General features: G+C 48.4%; 15 protein-coding genes and 2 pseudogenes. 7 read left to right on the top strand and 10 right to left on the bottom strand.

Annotation, left to right across the window (positions count from 1 at the left end):
• The first annotated feature begins 23 nt into the window (after positions 1–23).
• Together BVJ53_RS12845 and BVJ53_RS12840 are read left to right on the top strand one after the other, a co-directional pair.
• Positions 24–799: pseudogene (locus tag BVJ53_RS12845) on the top strand (AAA family ATPase).
• A 131-nt stretch (positions 800–930) separates the two neighbouring features.
• Positions 931–1,818 (top strand): fructosamine kinase family protein, encoded by an 888-nt coding sequence (locus BVJ53_RS12840; protein ID WP_129302745.1) that lies wholly within the window; start codon positions 931–933, stop codon positions 1,816–1,818.
• A gap of 160 nt (positions 1,819–1,978) precedes the next feature.
• Here BVJ53_RS12840 and BVJ53_RS12835 read toward each other — a convergent pair whose 3' ends face one another.
• From BVJ53_RS12835 to BVJ53_RS12825, 3 genes are all read right to left on the bottom strand, one after another.
• Positions 1,979–2,719, bottom strand: coding sequence for an amino acid ABC transporter ATP-binding protein (locus BVJ53_RS12835; protein ID WP_129302744.1), 741 nt, complete (start codon positions 2,717–2,719; stop codon positions 1,979–1,981).
• A complete protein-coding gene (locus BVJ53_RS12830) occupies positions 2,716–4,170 on the bottom strand; it encodes an amino acid ABC transporter substrate-binding protein/permease (RefSeq protein ID WP_129302743.1) in 1,455 nt (484 codons plus the stop codon). Before BVJ53_RS12830 ends, BVJ53_RS12835 begins: the two co-directional genes overlap by 4 nt.
• Before the next feature lie 278 nt (positions 4,171–4,448).
• Positions 4,449–5,909: an amino acid ABC transporter substrate-binding protein/permease gene (locus BVJ53_RS12825; protein ID WP_129302742.1), complete on the bottom strand. Its 1,461-nt coding sequence runs from the start codon at positions 5,907–5,909 to the stop codon at positions 4,449–4,451.
• 206 nt (positions 5,910–6,115) lie between these two features.
• Here BVJ53_RS12825 and BVJ53_RS12820 point away from each other — a divergent pair, with 206 nt between their 5' ends.
• Positions 6,116–6,664 carry a GNAT family N-acetyltransferase gene (locus BVJ53_RS12820; protein ID WP_129302771.1) on the top strand — a complete coding sequence of 183 codons (549 nt, stop codon included), beginning with the start codon at positions 6,116–6,118 and terminating at the stop codon, positions 6,662–6,664.
• 106 nt (positions 6,665–6,770) lie between these two features.
• Here BVJ53_RS12820 and BVJ53_RS12815 read toward each other — a convergent pair whose 3' ends face one another.
• A complete protein-coding gene (locus BVJ53_RS12815) occupies positions 6,771–7,394 on the bottom strand; it encodes a stage II sporulation protein M (protein ID WP_129302741.1) in 624 nt (207 codons plus the stop codon).
• A gap of 240 nt (positions 7,395–7,634) precedes the next feature.
• On the opposite strand from BVJ53_RS12815, the gene BVJ53_RS12810 reads away from it, so the two are divergent.
• The 4 genes from BVJ53_RS12810 to BVJ53_RS12795 all read left to right on the top strand — a co-directional run bounded on the left by BVJ53_RS12810 (position 7,635) and on the right by BVJ53_RS12795 (position 13,360).
• Positions 7,635–8,570, top strand: coding sequence for an AAA family ATPase (locus tag BVJ53_RS12810; RefSeq protein ID WP_129302740.1), 936 nt, complete (start codon positions 7,635–7,637; stop codon positions 8,568–8,570).
• A gap of 4 nt (positions 8,571–8,574) precedes the next feature.
• Positions 8,575–9,567, top strand: coding sequence for a DUF58 domain-containing protein (locus tag BVJ53_RS12805; RefSeq protein WP_129302739.1), 993 nt, complete (start codon positions 8,575–8,577; stop codon positions 9,565–9,567).
• Positions 9,560–11,719: a transglutaminase TgpA family protein gene (locus BVJ53_RS12800; RefSeq protein WP_129302738.1), complete on the top strand. Its 2,160-nt coding sequence runs from the start codon at positions 9,560–9,562 to the stop codon at positions 11,717–11,719. Before BVJ53_RS12805 ends, BVJ53_RS12800 begins: the two co-directional genes overlap by 8 nt.
• Positions 11,720–12,250: 531 nt before the next feature.
• The gene (locus tag BVJ53_RS12795) at positions 12,251–13,360 is read left to right on the top strand and encodes a glycosyltransferase family 4 protein (protein ID WP_129302737.1); all 1,110 of its coding nucleotides are present in this window, start codon (positions 12,251–12,253) and stop codon (positions 13,358–13,360) included.
• A gap of 213 nt (positions 13,361–13,573) precedes the next feature.
• Here BVJ53_RS12795 and BVJ53_RS12790 read toward each other — a convergent pair whose 3' ends face one another.
• The 6 genes and pseudogenes from BVJ53_RS12790 to BVJ53_RS12765 form a co-directional block, all read right to left on the bottom strand.
• Complete coding sequence (locus BVJ53_RS12790; RefSeq protein ID WP_129302736.1) at positions 13,574–14,968, bottom strand: aspartate ammonia-lyase; 1,395 nt, start codon at positions 14,966–14,968, stop codon at positions 13,574–13,576.
• A gap of 140 nt (positions 14,969–15,108) precedes the next feature.
• A complete protein-coding gene (locus tag BVJ53_RS12785) occupies positions 15,109–15,699 on the bottom strand; it encodes a YdeI/OmpD-associated family protein (protein ID WP_129302770.1) in 591 nt (196 codons plus the stop codon).
• A gap of 102 nt (positions 15,700–15,801) precedes the next feature.
• Positions 15,802–16,222, bottom strand: a pseudogene (locus BVJ53_RS12780) (YjdF family protein).
• Between the two features lie 322 nt (positions 16,223–16,544).
• Positions 16,545–17,402 carry an NAD(P)-dependent oxidoreductase gene (locus tag BVJ53_RS12775; RefSeq protein ID WP_129302735.1) on the bottom strand — a complete coding sequence of 286 codons (858 nt, stop codon included), beginning with the start codon at positions 17,400–17,402 and terminating at the stop codon, positions 16,545–16,547.
• Between the two features lie 238 nt (positions 17,403–17,640).
• Positions 17,641–18,039 carry a hypothetical protein gene (locus BVJ53_RS12770; protein ID WP_167470206.1) on the bottom strand — a complete coding sequence of 133 codons (399 nt, stop codon included), beginning with the start codon at positions 18,037–18,039 and terminating at the stop codon, positions 17,641–17,643.
• Positions 18,040–18,251: 212 nt separating this feature from the next.
• Positions 18,252–19,181 (bottom strand): DUF7916 family protein, encoded by a 930-nt coding sequence (locus tag BVJ53_RS12765; protein ID WP_129302734.1) that lies wholly within the window; start codon positions 19,179–19,181, stop codon positions 18,252–18,254.

Below are 19,181 nucleotides of genomic sequence, written 5' to 3'. Positions count from 1 at the left end.
TACATGAGATTAGGAGTGCTGCCATGCTACTCAATAAAATTCAATATACACCGCCACGCCAGACAACATCCTATCCATTTAATCTGCCTTGGCAAGCTCATTTCCATGAACTAAGGCTGACGCAACCGGTGACCATTTTGACCGGCGATAATGGCAGCGGAAAGTCAACGTTGCTAAACGCAATTGCCGCCAACTACAACGCCATCCTGATGAGCGGCGCGTCCCTCGAAGACGATGCTGAATACGCCAATAGTCGGGCATTGGCACACCAGCTCAAGTTAACGTGGACTTATCGCACCAAGTCTGGCTTTTTATTCCGCCCGACGATTTCATTTCATTCATTCGCGCCACCCGCGGCCGCATCAAATATGCTCAGGCTCAGCTCGAACACTTGGCACCAAAAAGTCTGGAACGACTGCCTTATCTAAATACACTCGCTGAAATCCATCACCTTTATAAAGTCAACTTAGACACCTTATCACACGGGCAAGCCTTTCTCGCTTTATTTCGCGCCCGCTTACACGCCAACGCCTTGTATTTGCTGGACGAACCGGAATCGCCATTGACCCCGGGAAATCAATTGAGTTTGTTAGCATTGATTCATGAAGCGGTCACGGCTGGAGCCCAATTCATCATCAGCACCCACTCGCCTATTTTAATGGCCTATCCCGATGCGCAGCTACTGGCTTTGGGTGACACGCTTGCTCCCATTCAATACGACCAGATCGAACACATCACCTTTCTTCGCAGCTTCTTAGACGACCCGCAGCGATTCGTTTATCACCTGCTGCATGATTGAATCATTGTCATTAGCGGCGAAAATGTTTTAATGTGGCACTAGGGGCATCTTCTGGCGTTAAAAAACCATTGTTTATCGATCCTTTTCCACCGCTGGCCGATGGAGATGCCTGTGAGAGGAGAGATACCTGCATGCTTACATCAGCTTGGACCAAACAATTACCGTTAGATCATATCACCTCGATAACCCCGGTTGGCGGGGGCGATGTCAACGAAGCTTATCGGGTCAACACCACCGAAAAGCCTTACTTTCTGCTCGTTCAACCTGGCTACCCCGCCAGCTTTTATGCCGGTGAAATTGCCGGCTTAAAAGCCTTTGAAGCCGCCCAGGTGTTAGCGCCACGCGTGATCGCTAATGGCAGCATTGAAGGCGACGGTTATCTGTTGCTAAGCTTCTTGACTAGTGGCCACGGCTCGCAACGTGAGCTCGGGCGGCTTGTCGCCCACTTGCATCAGCATCACGAGCCCACTGGCCGCTTCGGTTTCGACTACCCTTACGCCGGCACAAGCGTATCATTTTCCAATGATTGGACCAATTCGTGGGCGGACTTGTTCATTCACCAACGGCTCGATAAACTGGCCGCTCATCTGCTGAAAAAGGGACTGTGGCAAGCCGACGATCAAGCAACGTTTGACCAGGTTCGCATCATTATCAGCAAAACCCTCAGTCAGCATCACAGCGAAGCATCCTTACTCCATGGCGACTTATGGGGTGGCAACTATATGTTCACAGCAGACGGTCAACCGGCACTTATCGATCCAGCAGCAGTCTACGGCGACCGCGAACTCGACATCGGCGTCACCACTGTCTTCGGCGGCTTCACGCAAGAATTCTACGCTGGCTACCAAGAAACCTACCCACTCGATCCTGGCTACCCATTTCGACTCGACTTTTACCGGTTGTATTACTTAATGGTGCACCTCGACAAGTTTGGTATGGCCTATGCCGGCAGCGTGGCAGCAGTCATGGATCGCATTCTCGACCATGGCGTGCCGGAGTATCAGGGACAAGACGATTAACATACCCAAGCGTGACTGGGAAAACATTGCAACTCGGCGCCAACTATTTCCCGGGAAATGTTCGAAATTACCAATCAAAAAAAAGGTTCAGCAGAGACAACTTTGTCTCACTGAACCGTTTTTGTCGTGTTACGGCAAAGCCTTGCCGTAACACTAACCTTTAAGCATTCAAGACCTTATTCAAGAAGTTCTTGGTTCGCTCTTCTTTTGGATGCTCAAAGATATCTTTAGGCTTGCCTTGTTCAAGGATGGTGCCGTTGTCAAAGAAGACGACACGATCGGCAACTTCTTTGGCAAAGCCCATTTCGTGGGTCACGATCACCATGGTCATCCCTTGCTTTGCAAGACGGCGCATAACCCCCAGAACATCCCCGACCATTTCCGGATCCAACGCACTGGTCGGTTCGTCAAACAACATGATATCCGGATGCATGGCCAAGGCCCGCGCGATGGCGACACGTTGTTGCTGCCCGCCGGAAAGCTGCGCCGGCATCGCATCCGCCTTGTCTGTCAGACCAACCACTTCTAGCATTTCCTTGGCCTGCTTGACCGCTTCGTCTTTGCTGGCAATGCCCAGCTCAGTCGGTGCCAAGGTAATGTTCCCCATCACCGACATATTCGGGAAAAGATTAAAATGCTGGAACACCATGCCTATCTTTTCACGTACCTTATTGATATCAGTGCCTTTATGGGCAATATCCTCGCCATCAATAAGGATTTCGCCGCTCGTGACGGTTTCCAAACCGTTAATCATGCGCAAAACGGTACTTTTACCGGCACCGGAAGCGCCGATCATGACGACGACTTCATTGTTGGCAACATTCAGATTGACGCCTTTGACCACATCGTTATCGCCGAAGCTTTTGTGGACATTTTTCATTTCTACTCGATACTGACTCATGCTTTCACCTTCTTCTGAACCCAGTTACTTAGCCAGGTTAATAGCGTAATAATAATTAAGTAAATCAATGCCACCATGGTCCAGATCTTAAAGCCTTCCATGTTCCGGGCAATAATGATCTTCCCGGTTTGGGTCAACTCTAAAAGACCGATGATCGACAGGATGGAGGTATCCTTCAACGTAATAATAAACTGATTGATGAAACTTGGGATCATGATCTTAATACCTTGTGGCAGGATGACCTTGCGCATGGCTTTCCCAAATGGCAGCCCTAAGCTGCGCGCGGCTTCCATTTGCCCGGGATCAACCGCTTGGATGCCGCCTTTAACGAAGGCCGCTGTATAGGCCCCTTCATTAAGCGTCAATGTCACGATGCCGGCGATGAATGCTGGAACTTTTGACCCGATCAGACTCGGCACCCCAGTATAGATAAACAAGGCTAGGACCATGAGTGGTAAACCACGGAAAATGTAAATAAACGTTGTTGCCGTGCCTTGGCATAACTTGTTCGGAATAACCCCTAAGAGTCCGACCAGAATTCCGACCAATGTCGCAAAGAAGATCGCAACAATTGTCAACACCATGGTCTCACGCAAGCCACCCATCAAGGTTGACCAATTGGCTTTTAACAACCCGATGAACGAGCGGTCAGTTGTTTGACTGTTACCGGCAGCAGCTTTTTGTGATTTTGCACTGCCGTTGCCTAAATAACGTTCGATGATCTTGTCGTATTGACCATTGGCCCGCAGTTTCTTAAGACCGATGTTGAACTTATTCATCAATGCCTGATTGTTCTTAGAAGTGGCAAAACCATAGGCCCCTTCACGCGCCGGTTTACCGACAATCTTTAGCGCCATGCCATTATTAATGCCATATTGCATCACCGGCTGATCCTCAAAACAGGCCGCCGAGTTACCAGTCGTCACATCTTGATACATGTTATTGGAGTCATCAAAAGTAACGGTTGAAAAGCCGTACTTTTGTTTGATGCTGTTGGCATAATCCGCTGAGTCCGTACCGGTTTTGATGGCAACCCGTTTGCCGCGTAAATCCTTCAATGATTTGATCGAACTTTTCTTAGCCACGGCCATCACAACGCCGGACTTATAATACGGATCGCTCATCAGAAACTTCTGTTTTCGCTCTGGCGTGATTGACATACCAGCGATCACGCCATCGATTTGCCTAGCTTCAAGTGCCTGAACCGCTGCGTTGAATCCCAACGGTTTGATCTCGACCTTGAACCCTTCTTCCTTGGCAATCGCCTTGATGAGATCAAGGTCAATCCCCACATACTTATTATCCTGGTTCGCAAACTCAAACGGTGCAAAGGTGACATCCGTCCCTATCGTATACGTCTTCTGTGCTGCCGCCACCGTCTTGCCAGGGAGTAGTGCCCCAAGCATTAAAGGCAAGGCGATCAGCAAACTTAGCAGCCACTTTCGCTTCAACCCAAACACCACGCTTTCTAATGATTACAAGCCCATTAGGCCGTTATTGCATGCGCCAGTTGCAGGACAACTGGTTGTGCGCTAAGCCCGTGTCTTGTCGAATCGTGACACGAGTTTGTTTCAACCACGCTTCTTCAAGCACGCGGCTAAGCGCAGCTCATCTCCTCGCATTTTGGTCGATTTTAAATCTACTGTTTATGCTAGCGGAATGGAATAGCGACTGTCCAGCGTTGATGTTAACTTTTCTGACATTTGTCACATTATTTTACGCGACCGGACTAGACCTTCATACGCCGTTGTACCCAGTTACTGAGCCAGGTCAGGAGTGTGATAATAATCAAGTAAATGAGCGCGACCATGGTCCAGATTTTAAAGCCTTCCATGTTACGCGCAATAATAATTTTCCCAGTTTGAGTCAACTCCAAGATGCCGATAATCGACAGAATCGAGGTGTCTTTTAACGTGATAATGAACTGATTGATGAAACTTGGAATCATAATTCTAATTCCTTGTGGCAGAATCACTTTCATCATAGCTTTCCCAAACGGCAAGCCCAGACTGCGCGCTGCCTCCATTTGCCCGGCATCGACTGCTTGAATGCCGCCTTTTACAAAAGCTGCCGTGTATGCACCTTCATTTAGCGTCAACGTGATAATGCCGGCGACAAATGCCGGAATCTTTGAACCGATCAAACTTGGTATACCTGTGTAGATGAACAGTGCCAACACCAACAGCGGCAATCCACGAAAAATGTAAATAAACGTCGTGGCAACTCCCCGGGCGAAGCGATTCGGTAAAACACCAAGGAGTCCAACGAGAATACCGACAATCGTTGCAAAGATGATGGCCACTAAGGTCACAACCATCGTTTCCCGCAGCCCATTCATCAAGGTACCCCAGTTTTCACGTAACAAACCGAGAAAACTGCGATCCGTATCCTGTGTTTTGGCGCTGGTCTCTTTTTGGGCCGCTTGCGTCCCGTTACCTAAATATTTCGCGATAATTTTGGCATAGGTGCCGTCAGCCTTCACTTTTTTCAAGCCGGCATTAAATCGCTGATCCAGTTTGTCACTGCGCCCTTTTTGCGTGGCAAAGCCGTAATAGCTCGCTTTGCTTTCAGGACCGGCAAGCTTCAGCTTCAACCCGGTCGCAATAGCGTATTGCAATACCGGCTTGTCATCAAAACAAGCCACCGAGTTCCCTGTGATCACGTCCTGGTACATATTATTGGAATCATCGAATGTCACGGTATGAAAGCCGTACTTGCCTTTTAGACTCATGGCAAAATCTGCAGCGGCTGTGCCGGTCTTTAAAGCCACCCGCTTGCCGCGCAGATCCTTAAGGCTTTTGACGTCGCTGTTTTTTGCAACAGCCATCGCCACCGCAGTTTTGTAATAAGGATCGCTCATGGCAAACTTCTGCTTGCGCTCCGGCGTAATCTGCATGCCGGCGATGACCCCGTCAATCTGGTGAGCTTCAAGCGCCTGCACCGCGGCATTAAATCCCAGTGGCTTGATATCCACTTTGAAACCTTCCGCCTTGGCCACTGCCTGCATGAGATCAATATCAATCCCGACATAGCGGTTATTCTTGTCTGCAAACTCAAACGGTGCATAGGTGACATCCGTGCCGATCACATATGTTTTTTTCGCCGCCTGCGTTGATACCGGCATGGTCAAGCCAATCGCCAATATCAACGCTGCTACCCCGGCGACACACCACTTCCAAACCCGTCTCATAAAAACACCATCTTTCTCAGTTGAATCCTAATGCAACGCTAAACCATTCAATGTGAAGTCATCATCACGTGCTGTGGGCAAAAATAGCTCGCACTGTCAACATTCACAGGTAACAAGTCTACCGATTTTATGAGAGCTTGTCTACGCGCGCTGAACGCAAGATTGTTTTATACTTAGAGAAACTAATAAGAAAATGGGATGAAATGATGTTTAGCTATTTAATTGACTATGATCTTAAACTCGCACTGCCGCGCCCGGAAATTGACGGTCCGCTTCTATTCGAACAAATCGAAACCAGTCGTGAAACTTTAGCTGCGTATCTGACTTGGATGGATGCAATGCTCACTGCTGACGATGAGATTAATTTTTTAACAACCGCGTTAAAGTCTTTCGGCGAGCAAAAGTCATTGACGTTGGTCATTCACCAAGCCGACGCTCCTGTTGGACTGATCACCCTAAACACCATTGACCAACTCGTCCACCAAAAAGCTGATATCGGTTATTGGTTAACCGTACCAGCACGCGGCAAAGGCGTGATGCACAAATCCGTCAAGGCCATTGCAGATATCGCCTTCCACGATTATCACCTGAACAAGCTGATTATCAACACCGCCGTCACTAACGACGCCAGCAACCACGTCGCCGAAAAAGCCGGTTTCCATCTGGATGGGATCCTGCGCCAAGAAGATCCGAGTCCTCGTGGCGGTTTCTTCGATGTGAACACTTACTCGTTATTGCGCTCAGAATGGTCGTAGTGTTCCACGAGAAACATTTTGTGAGTCAAGTTGTTTTTTCGTAAAAATAAAACCCCGCTTGCATTGGCGGAGTTTCTTGTCTTGAAACGTTTCGACTGTATGCTGGTCACTGCACGATCAACCGTAAAAGTACCGGCGTAATGAAGCCTTCGATGATTGCCGCAAAAGCAATCACTGGCACCACGATACCGAAGTACTGTACCGCAATGGCTTTGGCATCCAACGGTGATTTTTCATACTGGGGATTGGCAAAGAACCGTTTGATCGATTGGCGTAGCGCCTTGTTGACTTGCGCCGCAAGCGCCACAGCGACGATCATCCCGCTCATTTCAAAAATTCCATGTGGCAGAATACCCAGCACAAACGCGCCAAAAGCACTGCTGAGTCCGAGTTTCGCCGCATAGATACCAAGAACCAGGCCGACTGAGGCGCAAGTGACCACATACGAAATCCAGTATAGGAATGGAATTGGAATCATACCCACTAGCATCATCGTGAAGGTGACCCGCTCGTTGTTCAGCAGAATCACCCAGAAAGCGTGCCAATTATCGGTCGCCCCAGGGAACTTAGCTGACAACCCGCTCATGATACCACGGATAAAATGCGGATTCGATTTCATGACGATATAACTTAACAGGCCAACTAGGATCGTCATCACGATGAAAATCAGCCAACCGATCAAGAGATATTGTCCAATCACATTCAGGTGATACTTCAGTCGTTTCTTCATTTGCCTGCCCCCATCTTGGATGCTTACTGGTTATGGTCACAGTATACCGCAGGCGAAAATGTGTCGCTATCGAGAAGATCCCGGTGACAAAACGAACCCCAAAGTACATCTACTCGTCAGCAGCGTACCAATCGTCGCCCGGTCTGCAATCGATACACTCATATTTTTTACAACACGACACGGCAGGACACTTGCTGTTTGGTTCTTTTTCCTGAATAATGGCGGCATGGAGGAATCACAATGGAAATCAATGAAGCGCAATCAATCTTTTCGGCAGCGCAGCAGCAAGTCGCGACCATTGTGGTTGGCAAGCCGATGCCGATCAAGCTGGCTTTTACAGCATTACTAGCCAATGGCCACGTCTTGTTTGAAGACATTCCCGGCGTTGGCAAGACGACCTTAGTGCAGGCGATCGCTAAAACGCTGGCAATGCCGTTTTCCCGAATTCAATTCACACCAGATATGTTGCCTAGCGATGTTCTCGGTACGTCTATTTTCAATCGGGCTACGAACGCATTTGAGTTTCAGCGCGGTCCGATTTTTACCAGCATCTTACTGGCAGACGAAATCAATCGCGCCACCCCACGCACTCAGGCTGCTTTACTGGAAGCAATGGGTGAACGCCGCGTCACCACCGACGGGCGTACCTACCCATTGTCGCCCGACTTCTTTGTCATGGCCACGGAGAATCCAACTGACTATGCGGGAACCTATCCTTTGCCTGAGGCCCAACTGGATCGATTTATGTTGCGCCTATCGCTTGGTTATCCCGACGCCGCTGCCGAAAAAAGCCTGCTTCTGAGTCCAGATCGCCAAACCATGATTACCGCTTTGAAACCATTACTTGATCCCGACACGCTAGCAGAGAGCAAAAAGCTTGTCACGACTATTACCGTGACCGATGCAATTGCTAATTATGTTCTTGCACTTGTCGAAGCGACCCGAACAGACCAACGTATTCGTTTAGGCATCAGTCCGCGTGGCGGCATTGCGTTGGTGAGCGCCGCGAAAGCCTTCGCTATGCTCAATGGCCGCAATTACGTGACCCCTGAAGATATTCAAGCCCTGACGATCCCGGTCTTTGGCCATCGCTTGATCATGAAGGATCCGACCATCTCACCAATCGATATTTTAACCGACATTCTACAAAACACTGCCACACCAGTACGGGGGTGACACGATGCATTGGCGAAATTTTTTTATCAATAGTGCACTTGTCGTCATGTTCGGTCTGCTTGTTGGCTTCGGAATGACGTTTAATTCATCGAGCAGCTGGTTTGTGAGTGAATTTGCTTTGATGCTTCTGCTGTTGCTCGTGTTGCCGCTGCTCTGGCCGATACGTGGACATTTACGCTTCAGGCCTAATCACACGACAATGATTGCCGAGCGCCCGACAACACGCCATTTGACGCTAACACAGGGTAGATGGTTACCCAACTTATTTTTACTAGACGCCACCAAAACCAGCACCTGGCATCTCCTGGCTGGTCAACGCACAGCCAAAGTTACCTTGCAACTGCCACGTGGCGTTTATGATCAGCTGCCATTCACCGTGACTGTCACGGATTTTTTCGGCTGGTTTCGCAAAACGCTCCCTCTACAACTCACAACGCCGATAACAGTTGGCCCAGTCCGCCAACCCGAGACTGCTGCCAAAATTGCCATGGATTTTTCACAAAAAATGGCGGCGGCTGACGCTGGTTTACCCAGCGATCGCATTAAAAATTTCCGCGAATATTTCCCGGGTGATAATATCCAACAAATCGCCTGGAAAATTAGCGCCCATGCTGATTCTTTGATTGTTCATGATGATGAATATGAAGGCCAAACTGCTTGGACGTTGCTGCTTGTTGTGACGCCTTCGCTTCCACTTGAATCAGCCTTGAGTCTTTTTGCCAGTTTGCTGGACACTGGCATTTTCAGTGGTGACGGCCTTTTGTTGGATCAGCGATTAACCTGGATTACCCGTGGACAACAAGATGCGCTACTAGCTGGTTTTCATTCTGAAGGGGTGGCCGATCCCGCAACCTTATCCGACTCGGCTTCACCACAACATCATCGGGCTTATCTAGTGCTAGCAACAGACTCAGTTACAGCAAAGCCGTTTTTGCAGGCACTCTCTCCCGCCGCTACCGCTTTGATTTCTTTGTCAGGAGGTGGCGTTCATGCCTAAGTGGTTGCAACGATTCATCATGGTCTTATTAACATGGTGGCTTTTATTTTTGTTTTTGCAGCCATTTGCCGATATTAATCCGATTGGCCACCCGCGTGCGCTCGTGGTTTATGTGATCGGCATCAGCCTCATCCTTTACGTCGCCACATTCTGGCCGCAGTGGTGGCCTTTTTGGGGCATCATCACGATTGCTGCCATGATCGGCGGACTTTGGGCCATTGTGCCGTTAAAACTGCCATTTGGCCTCTCTTGGTTGACTGCTTATCTGCGGACATTTTCCGCAGCGACCTCAAAGTTTTTACGTGTCGGTGGTATCGATGTGCCGACTGTGCTTAGCATGACGTTGATTATTACTTTGGTGGCATTTCTCCTACTTTTGACAGTTGTCGTCCGGTTTTATCCCGGAGCCATTGCCATTGTGCTCAGCTATCTGCTAGCCGTTCATATTTTCAACGGCAATGATCTCACGACCCAATTCATTCAACTCGCAGTCCTCACCGGCTTGATGGCAATGCTGCACCTGTATGGCAATCATTGGTGGCCGCTTTTAATTGGCTGCACCCTTATCAGTGGGGTCACCCTCGGCTTGGCTTGGTTGTCTACATCAACCTCCTTGAATGAACAATTAGCCGATATATCCGTTCCATTTCGTGATCGTTTAAATCAGCGCGGTTTCTACGCAGGCATTCAAACTTACATCAATGGTTCCAGGCGCACCGGATATACGGAAAACAGTCGCGTGTTAGGCGGCCCGGTTTATGATGATCCAACGCCTGTTTTTACAGCCACCAGCGCCGAAGCCAGTTACTATCGCGTGGCGGTTGATGCAACATACACCGGCACCGGTTGGCAACCTGGCGTTAATCAAAGTCAGACCGTGCCGTTGGATGGGGCCATCATGCGCGATCCAAATGCTTCTGTTGACTATGGCCCAGCTCAAAGTACAACCTTGATCTTCAACGGAAGCAAATCATTTTTGCCGCTTCCTTATGGGCAATTGACGTTTACTGGCGGTCAACCTGATCCCACGACTGACTTTCTGCTCAACACCGCCACCCGACGCGTCAGCACAATCAATCAATCCCGATTTCAACGCATAGATATTCAGGTGCAACCAAAACAAATCACGTCGGCACAATTAACTGCAGCAACCAGCAATCGTCAGCAGGTTGGCAGCCGCTACCTACAATTACCATCAACGCTGCCGAAACGCGTAAAGCAGCTTGCCGAAAAAATCACGGCCAAGGCCCAGACACCGTATGAAAAAGTGCTTGCAATTCAAAACTATCTCAAATCCGACCCCCGCTTCACCTACTCCAAAACTGATGCGCAGCTGACACCACCCGGTCACGATTATGTTGATTACTTTCTTTTTGATGCGCCAATCGGCTACTGTGATAATTTTTCATCGGCAATGGTCGTGCTATGTCGTAGCATTGGCTTGCCTGCTCGGTGGGCCAAAGGATTCAATACCGGGACTTTCATTGGCGGATCAGGCCAACATAAAGAATATGTGATTCGCAACAGTAACGCTCACTCGTGGCCGGAAGTTTACTTCACCAATTTAGGTTGGCTACCATTTGAACCAACGCCCGGCTTTAATGATCCCGCAACGCCGCAAGAAAATATTCCTGCAGCATCCGCTAATAACAGCGTCTTTGATAGTACGCCATCATCATCAAGTGTAAGTTCATCCGCCCCTGTATCGCGTAAACCATCCACTAGTTCGCCGTCTGCAACGAAAACGCATTCTCGGTCGTCTCTCAGCAACGTTCCTTGGCTCGTTATTTCGCTCCTTATCGTCAGTTTGTTACTGATCATACTTGCATTCTGGCAACTCCCTGCACTTGTTGCTTGGCTCATCGGCATTGGCCTTACGACAACCAGATTTCCACGCCGCTATCGGTTATTGCTTTGGAGCTTACGGCGAATCCAGCATCGTCCTGCCAGTCAAACCTTAAGTGCGTATGCCAAAATAATTGATACACGTTTGGGCGAACAAACCAATATGTCCAGGCTAACCCAAGCTTACGAGCAAATGATCTTCGGCAAAACGACAGTAAATCCGGAGACGTTAGCCTTGTCTCTGCAGGCGCTTCGCCGGCAACTCTTCGCCTACACGCAGCGAGCGTTTCACGTGAAACATAATTAACCTCATGAATTATTTTGCGTGTTCCACGTGAAACTAATCAAAACATGTCAACGCCTCAATACTTTGAATGAAACAATCCATGTCTTCTGTTCCCAATTGGCTACTGATTCTTTTTGGTTGTTTCAAGGCCGTTCCCGGAAAGCTTATTTGTCATGTTTCTATCCGAATCCAAGCGCCGAAACTTCTCAATTTGTAAAATTAAGTTATGCATTACTTAAGCGTTTTCTTAACGTCACGCTGATTTTCACGTGAAACAAAACACGAGCCATTAATGGAATTCTCATGGCTCCCCCTTTTCCAATATGTACCCCACTCGTTAACCCTTGATATGTCAGCCTTCCAGCGAAAAAACTTGCACTTACTAATAAAAAGCGTGTATGATAATATAAACGGTTTTGAATATTGCTTCGAAAGCTGTTCTGACCCCGCTACTATTTTTAGTAGTCGTGCCACTTCGACTGGACGCTGCAGTCAGTTCGTAACGTACTCAGAAGAAAGGGGGGAGCCGCTGATCGTTAGCGGCGAACACTTATGAAAGTTATGATCGTTCTTGAAAACATCGTGATGGATGGCGTTAAGCGCGCTTCAACGGTTTTAGGTAACAATCTTGTTAAGCAGTATGATGTTAGTTTCTACACCTTGGCAAACGCCCCTGCTTATTTTGAATTGGATGCACCTTTACTTGTCGCGCGTCGGCCTACCGATCCTAAATTGCTGAACTTTTTTGGCAGTGATCCATATGATCATTATCACGACCAAATTGAAGATCTCATTGCTACGATTCGTGACCAACATTTCCAGACCGTCATTTTGCCAGCAGGCTTGACCACCAGTTTTGCTCCGTTAATTAAGCGGGCTTTGCCAGATGTTAACCTGATTGGCTGGATGCACAACAACTATGCTACTTACATGGAAGATTACTACGTCCAGATGCAAGCCGAGTTTGAAGGTGGTCTTCAGGCTGTCGACACGCTGGTGACATTGACCGAAAGCGATTTGAACTCGTACAAACGCTTTAACCCTCGCACTATTAAAATCTACAATCCCCTCACCCTAGTACCAACTGGTGAGGCGGACCTCAATGCTCACCGAATTGCGTTCACCGGCCGCATTGCCATTGCCCACAAAGGTATCGACTTCCTGCTGGAGGCCGCCGTTTCCTTACCTGATGACTGGAAAATCGCTATTGCCGGTGGCGGTACCGATGAAGACATGAAAAACTTTTACGATTTGATTGATTACTTCCACGTGAGCGATAAACTCATTTATCAGGGACCGTTGAAGGACCAAGCGCTTCGAGATCACTATCGCGCCGCCTCCATTTTCGTTTCAACCTCACGTTGGGAAGGCATGCCGCTTGTTATCGGTGAGGCCATGGCCTCTGGACTTCCCGTAGTCGCCATGGAAAACACCGGATCGCGCGAGTACCTCGGCAACAATCAATATGGTCTACTCACCAAGGCTCAGGATGTCCCGGACTTTATTGCCAACCTCAAAAAAATGATAGCACAACCAGAATTACGGAAACACTATGCTCATCAAAGCCTGGAACGCGCCAGTCATTTTAGCCCGGAAAATATTGTGTCGCAGTGGATGCCAATTATTGAACATCAGCCAACCAGAACCAAGGTTGCCGGCTAATACTTGTTCGAAATTACCTATGACGACATAAAAAAGACGCTTACGGTAAAAATGCCGTAAGCGCCTTTTTGATTTGTTCGGTAATAACAGTGACCATTTGTTGGCCGTGTTTCACGTGAAACTCCGACTCTCACACTCAAAGTTCCACATGAAACTCAAAATAATAATTCGACTGTTTCATGTGGAACACCAGCTCCCCCAGAACCGTCCACCTTATCGCTTGTTCCCAGCAGCCTCCTTCTGAACTGGCTCTTCATTTGTCATCACATCCGGTGAAAAGAGGTGAGCAATCAAGGTATCAGGTAACTGATGCTGGCGTCTAAGCAGTTCCGGAATCGCCACATGCTTTTTAAGACTGGTTTTGACGAGTTTCGTCGTTGCTTCATAGCCTAGATACGGGCTTAAAATCGTGGCACTAATCGCTGAATGCCCAACATTTTCGGCACACTGCTGTCGGTTAACTGTTAAGCCTGTCACACAGTTGGCGGTTAGCGTATCGATGCCGCGCGCCAAGTACCGCTCCCCCTGCAACAAATCGCGGAAAATAATCGGCTCGAAGGCATTTAGTTCCAATTGTCCTGCCTCGGCAGCCATACTGATCGTGACATCCTGACCAATCACCTGAAAAGCGATTTGATTGACTACTTCCGGAATCACTGGATTAACCTTCCCTGGCATAATTGAGGACCCCGCCTGCTTGGGCGGCAGATGAAGCTCGTTCAACCCTGCCTGAGGACCGCTACTCAATAAACGTAAGTCGTTGGCAAACTTCGACAAATCAGTCGCCAACCCCTTCATCGCACCGGAAAAAGCAACCAAAACATCGCAATTCTGCGTTGCATCAACCAGGTCTTCCGCTTGCTCAAGGTTTAAATCTATCAAGTGATTGACTTGCCCAACAATATGCTCCCGGTAATACGGCGAAGCATTTAAGCCGGTACCAATTGCGGTGCCACCTAAGTTGACATGTCGCAAATCATCAGCAGCTCGAGTTAGGCGCACCTGATCGCGCTGAAACAAGTGCGCATATGCCTGAAAGGTATGGCCAAACGTTGTCGGAACAGCGTCTTGCAACTGAGTTCGCCCGACTTTGACAACATCAGCAAATTCGTCCGCTTTAGTCAGCAGTGATTTCACTAAGAATGTCAATGCCTGTTGCAACGATGGCAATGCCTGCAAAGCCGCCATTTTCCCGGCTGTCGGATAAGTATCGTTTGTTGACTGGCTCTGATTGACATCATCATTGGGGTGTACAGGTTTAGCTGTATGGTGACTCGCCAAATTGGCAATGACCTCGTTCACATTCATATTTACCGATGTGCCGGCACTCCCTTGAATGGCGGGCGCAACCAATGCGTCATTGTGCTCCCCCATCAGCAGACTATTGCACGCCGCAACAATCGCCTTAGCTTTCGGTGCCGCCAGCGTCCCAGCCGCAGCATTGACTTGAGCCGCGGCCTTTTTAATGATAATCAAGCTCTTGAAAAGCAACGGATCGGTCCGTTCATGACTAATCGGAAAATTCGCCAGTGCGCGGGTGGTGTGGATCCCGTACAAGACATCCTCGTCTACTGCCAACTTGCCAATACAATCTTCCTCGATACGCATTGTGAACTCCCTTTCATATACCAATATTTACGTTATCAGTATATGCGTGTCACAACGCGCGTCAACATTTAGTGTCAGGTAGTCTGACAAAGACGCTAAAAAGTATACCAATGCTTAAAAAATTACCGCAAATTTCATGCTCAAACATCAGACACAGGCAATCTTCCCCCATCATTCCACTGACCGATCATTCGATGTGCCTGACACGCATTGGCAAACTTAGTCAACCGCTGGCGAAACAACTTTGGCTGATGACATTTAATTTGAATGGTGTCACATCGGACACGTTGATATAATGCCAGACATGATTGAAAATAAGCCCACGCACCAGGCCGTCTCTTAAGAGCACGAACGATGCTAGCATCAATTTTAAAACTATTAGGATCCATATTTGGCAATACGGCATATCCGGCTGGCGTCATCCGCCCCAAAAGGATCATACGCCGACATCGCTCTTTATTTAGCTCCGACCAAATACTCCCAGTTTGTCTAGGAACAAATCTTTGTGAAGCCGGTTGATCCGGGGCTAATTTTTTGTATGTACTATCAATCCATCCAAAACACATGGCCTCTTCAACAGCATCAACATACCAAAAAGTGCCATCCGGTTTGGGCACGCCGCGTTTAACATCCACCCAACATTCAGTAGCATCTTGATAATGAGTTGCTAACCACTTTCTAAACTGCTGACGATTAGTAACGGTTAGATGATTAACAATCTTTTCTACCAACATTCTTGCTCCCTATACTGAACTTTAACTATTGATAATAATAAAAATTCTACGTAAATAAACAACTTTACGTAGAATCCGGATTTGATTAAGCGTCAACTGTCAATGACCGCGATGCTTCTCCAAACGTTTGGCCTGTTTCTTCAAACGAACTTCACGAGCATGCGGATCTTTTAACTGCTTTCGTCGTTGCTCTTTCAACCGCAAGTTCTGTTTGTGCTCTAACTTCAAAAGTGTTGATGCTCGGCCTTTTTTGGAGTCTCGAACCTCTTTTCGCGCTTGCCGACTGCGCCTCTTCGGGTTCGTCGTCAGTGGCACTTCAGAAAGAACGCTTTCTTGGGCCGCTACCCAATGCAAGCTGCCCCATCGTTGTTGAATCAAACACAACAACTCATTCGCTGTAGGAACCTACGTACCAAAAGTAACCTTGGCAACACGATACGTGTCCACCCACCACTTGTTCGAATAGCCCCCGAGAAAAGGGCTGTTCAAAATAAACTGTTAGCTTGCCTTGATTTTTCAAACTAACACCTCCTTTAAGATTTTCACGCAATCCGGACATCCAAGGAGGAAGGATACTGACGACCTAAGCCGCGTCTGGACTACCAACCAGACTGTGTTTTTGATAACGCAGTGTTATTGTCTGACTTTGACGAGGTTGTGTCAAATAGAGGCTTTTGTTGGTATACTGCTCGCGAGAAAATAAACAATCCGTTCGAGAACGCTAACCACTGTGTTATTCAGAGAGACCGCACTGGTTCCACGTGAAACACCTTTTGACCTTAAAAATAGACCGATCACAGCCACTAACGCCGTGAATCGATCCATTTTTGTATCGTGCAGCCTCATTTTTTCGAAGCGTCCGGCAACGCCGTTTTCTTATTCGTAATATCAATAAACTGCGCCTCACCGGCAACGGAATCAACGGCTTTTTGCAGCCGTCGCATTGCTGCGCTGGCAATTGGTAAGTCGACAAAGTCCTTGGTCGCATTGTCCAGCTCGACTTCATCAGCGACGGAATCTTTAAGAGGCCGCGGGTTACTTTCGTCCAAAGCGCGAATGACGACTGGCTTAAGTGGGCCCATTTGTAATAAGTCCAAGGTCGTGGCGTAGTCAATGCCATACGCATCGGCAAGATCCAGCGTTTCGCGAATCCCTGCCTCTGCCGCCATGATCGCAACATTCGTGATCAGTTTAAGCTTGGCACCATTGCCTTGCTCGCCGACATACTTGACAGTGCCGAATGTTTTCAACACCGGAAGCACCGCGTCAACTGCCTGCTTGTCACCGGCTGCAATCAAAACAAGATTGGCTTCACGGGCATACTTCACACCGCCAATCATTGGCACATCCAGCAGTGTGGTGTTTGCCGGCATCACAGCCTGAATCGCCGTAATTTTGCGCGGATCCAACGTTGACGTGACAAGCAGCGAGCTGCCTGGCTGCAAATAATGCACGATGCCGGGATGCTCCGGCGTGCCGATATGCAACGCCGGTACGTCAGCGGACATAACCGACGTGATCACAATTTTAGACGCGGTCACCGCATCTTCCAACGAATTTGCGGCCCGCACATGATCGCCTGCCAAAGCGGTCATCTTGGTCGCTACTTTGTCCCAGACCACCACATCATAACCGGCTTTTGCCAAATGCGGGACCATATGACTCCCCATATCGCCAACACCAATAAATGTTATCTTCATGTTTTTTCTTCCTTCCCGTGACAAAGCCTGCACTATTCGCGCGGCACATAAAAAACACAATTTTCCCAACTAGCTCATTGTGTCAAAAGAACGCGTTATCGAATGATCATGATTAAAACTAAAAGCTGTTCGTCTACACGCTTTAAGCTAGCATGATCACAATTTGATTTCAATAACAAAGCTCGCGTGGCTCATGGCTTACGGTTGCTCTTTTCCAAGTAAATACCGCCGTTAAAAATTACTCCGGCGCAGTCCCTGCTACCCGTGTCAGACTAACGGTCAAAATATTATCCGCATTCGTATCGTAATCAGCCAAAATGCCTTTGACGATCCCCTTAGATGGCTCATGTGTTCGTGTGGTCTCCTCATAATTTTGGATCCATGTGCTGACCGCGCCGAAACCGAACTCGAACCCTTCGAAAACCTGCATGTACACCGAGGAACGCGGATCGGTGGTCACAATCGTTATCTTCGTCACCCGCCCACCGGCAATCTGCATCGTGAGCTTAATCAAACCATCATCAAAGAACTTCACGGTGCCGTCTTTAGCGATTGTCGGCAATTGATAATTCGCCAGTCGCATATTGGCATTGTAAACCCGCTGGACATAGACATAACTTCCCAGATCTTCGTGCATTTTCTCACGGCCTTTCTGTCATCGCATCACGCCGGCATCCTCATGAGAAGCAGCATTTTTGCGTTATCTATAGTGTACAATTTAATGACAAAAAGAAGAATCAAACAGCTCGGTTAATACTCGACTGCCGAAAATAGTCGCCGATCCACCTTTAGGCTTCTGGGGACAAAAGGCAGATGCCGCCTGTTTCTAATATGAGAAGTCGCGGAAATTTAGCGATTAATGGATCTTGCCATGCGCTGAATCGTATGGCGCTCGCCGCGGATGGCCTTGCTGACGGCATACAGGTTATCGACCGGCGATTCGAAGCCCCACGCTGAGTCGCCGACATGCTGCATGTCCACGCCGCAGATTTTACTGCGAATGGCCATGTCCTGAAGCACATGGCTGCCACTGCCCTCCTGACTCGTCCCGATCGCACTCATGACCAAGCCGCCAGCCCGATGCACCACCTGCACCACCGCCTTCAAAGCTGCTTCATCAAAACCCGGAATCGATCCAACAGCTGGCGCCAAAATAACGTCGGCCCCTGCATTGATAAATTTTTTGGCGGTTTCTTCACTCATAAGTGACTCATCAACGCCCGAAGCATGCATTTTCCCGGCAATAATTAAGCCACTGAAGTACGTTTTGGCCAAAGCAATACTGTGGGCGATTTCCGCATTCGTGACGCCGGTGCCCGGGTTACCGGTTAAGACCATAAACTGGAAGCCCATCTCCTCAGTCTTCTTGATCACCGCTTCGCTGGCCGTACAACCAGGCAAAATGGAAATTTGATTCTCCATCATATTTGGATGGTCCCCAATCGGCTCAATGTTGATGCCAATAGGCCGCCCCACCAACTTCTGAAGTCGCGCAATGCTCGCTTTACCATCGTGTTTAGGCGCGCTATACAAGTCGCGTTCACCGGGATACAGTCCAAAAATTTTCGGATTGTACACATCGAGTCGATTGCAAAGAATCATATCCGCCCCAAATGCCGCAGCAATCTCAGCGGTGGTAATACTATCCAGATTCTCTTGTGTCACAATATTTTCGCTAACAATAATGCGCCCTTCACTCGCTTTAATGCTTTCCTTAAGCTCTTGCCCATTGAATTGCATCACTTCGCTGGTACTCGCACTCAAAAGTCGTTTGACCAT

The sequence above is a fragment of the Lacticaseibacillus chiayiensis genome, assembly GCF_004123795.1.
GTDB lineage: Bacteria > Bacillota > Bacilli > Lactobacillales > Lactobacillaceae > Lacticaseibacillus > Lacticaseibacillus chiayiensis.
The sequence above is the reverse complement of the archived record's forward strand: the minus strand, read 5'-3'. Positions and strand labels throughout refer to the sequence as shown.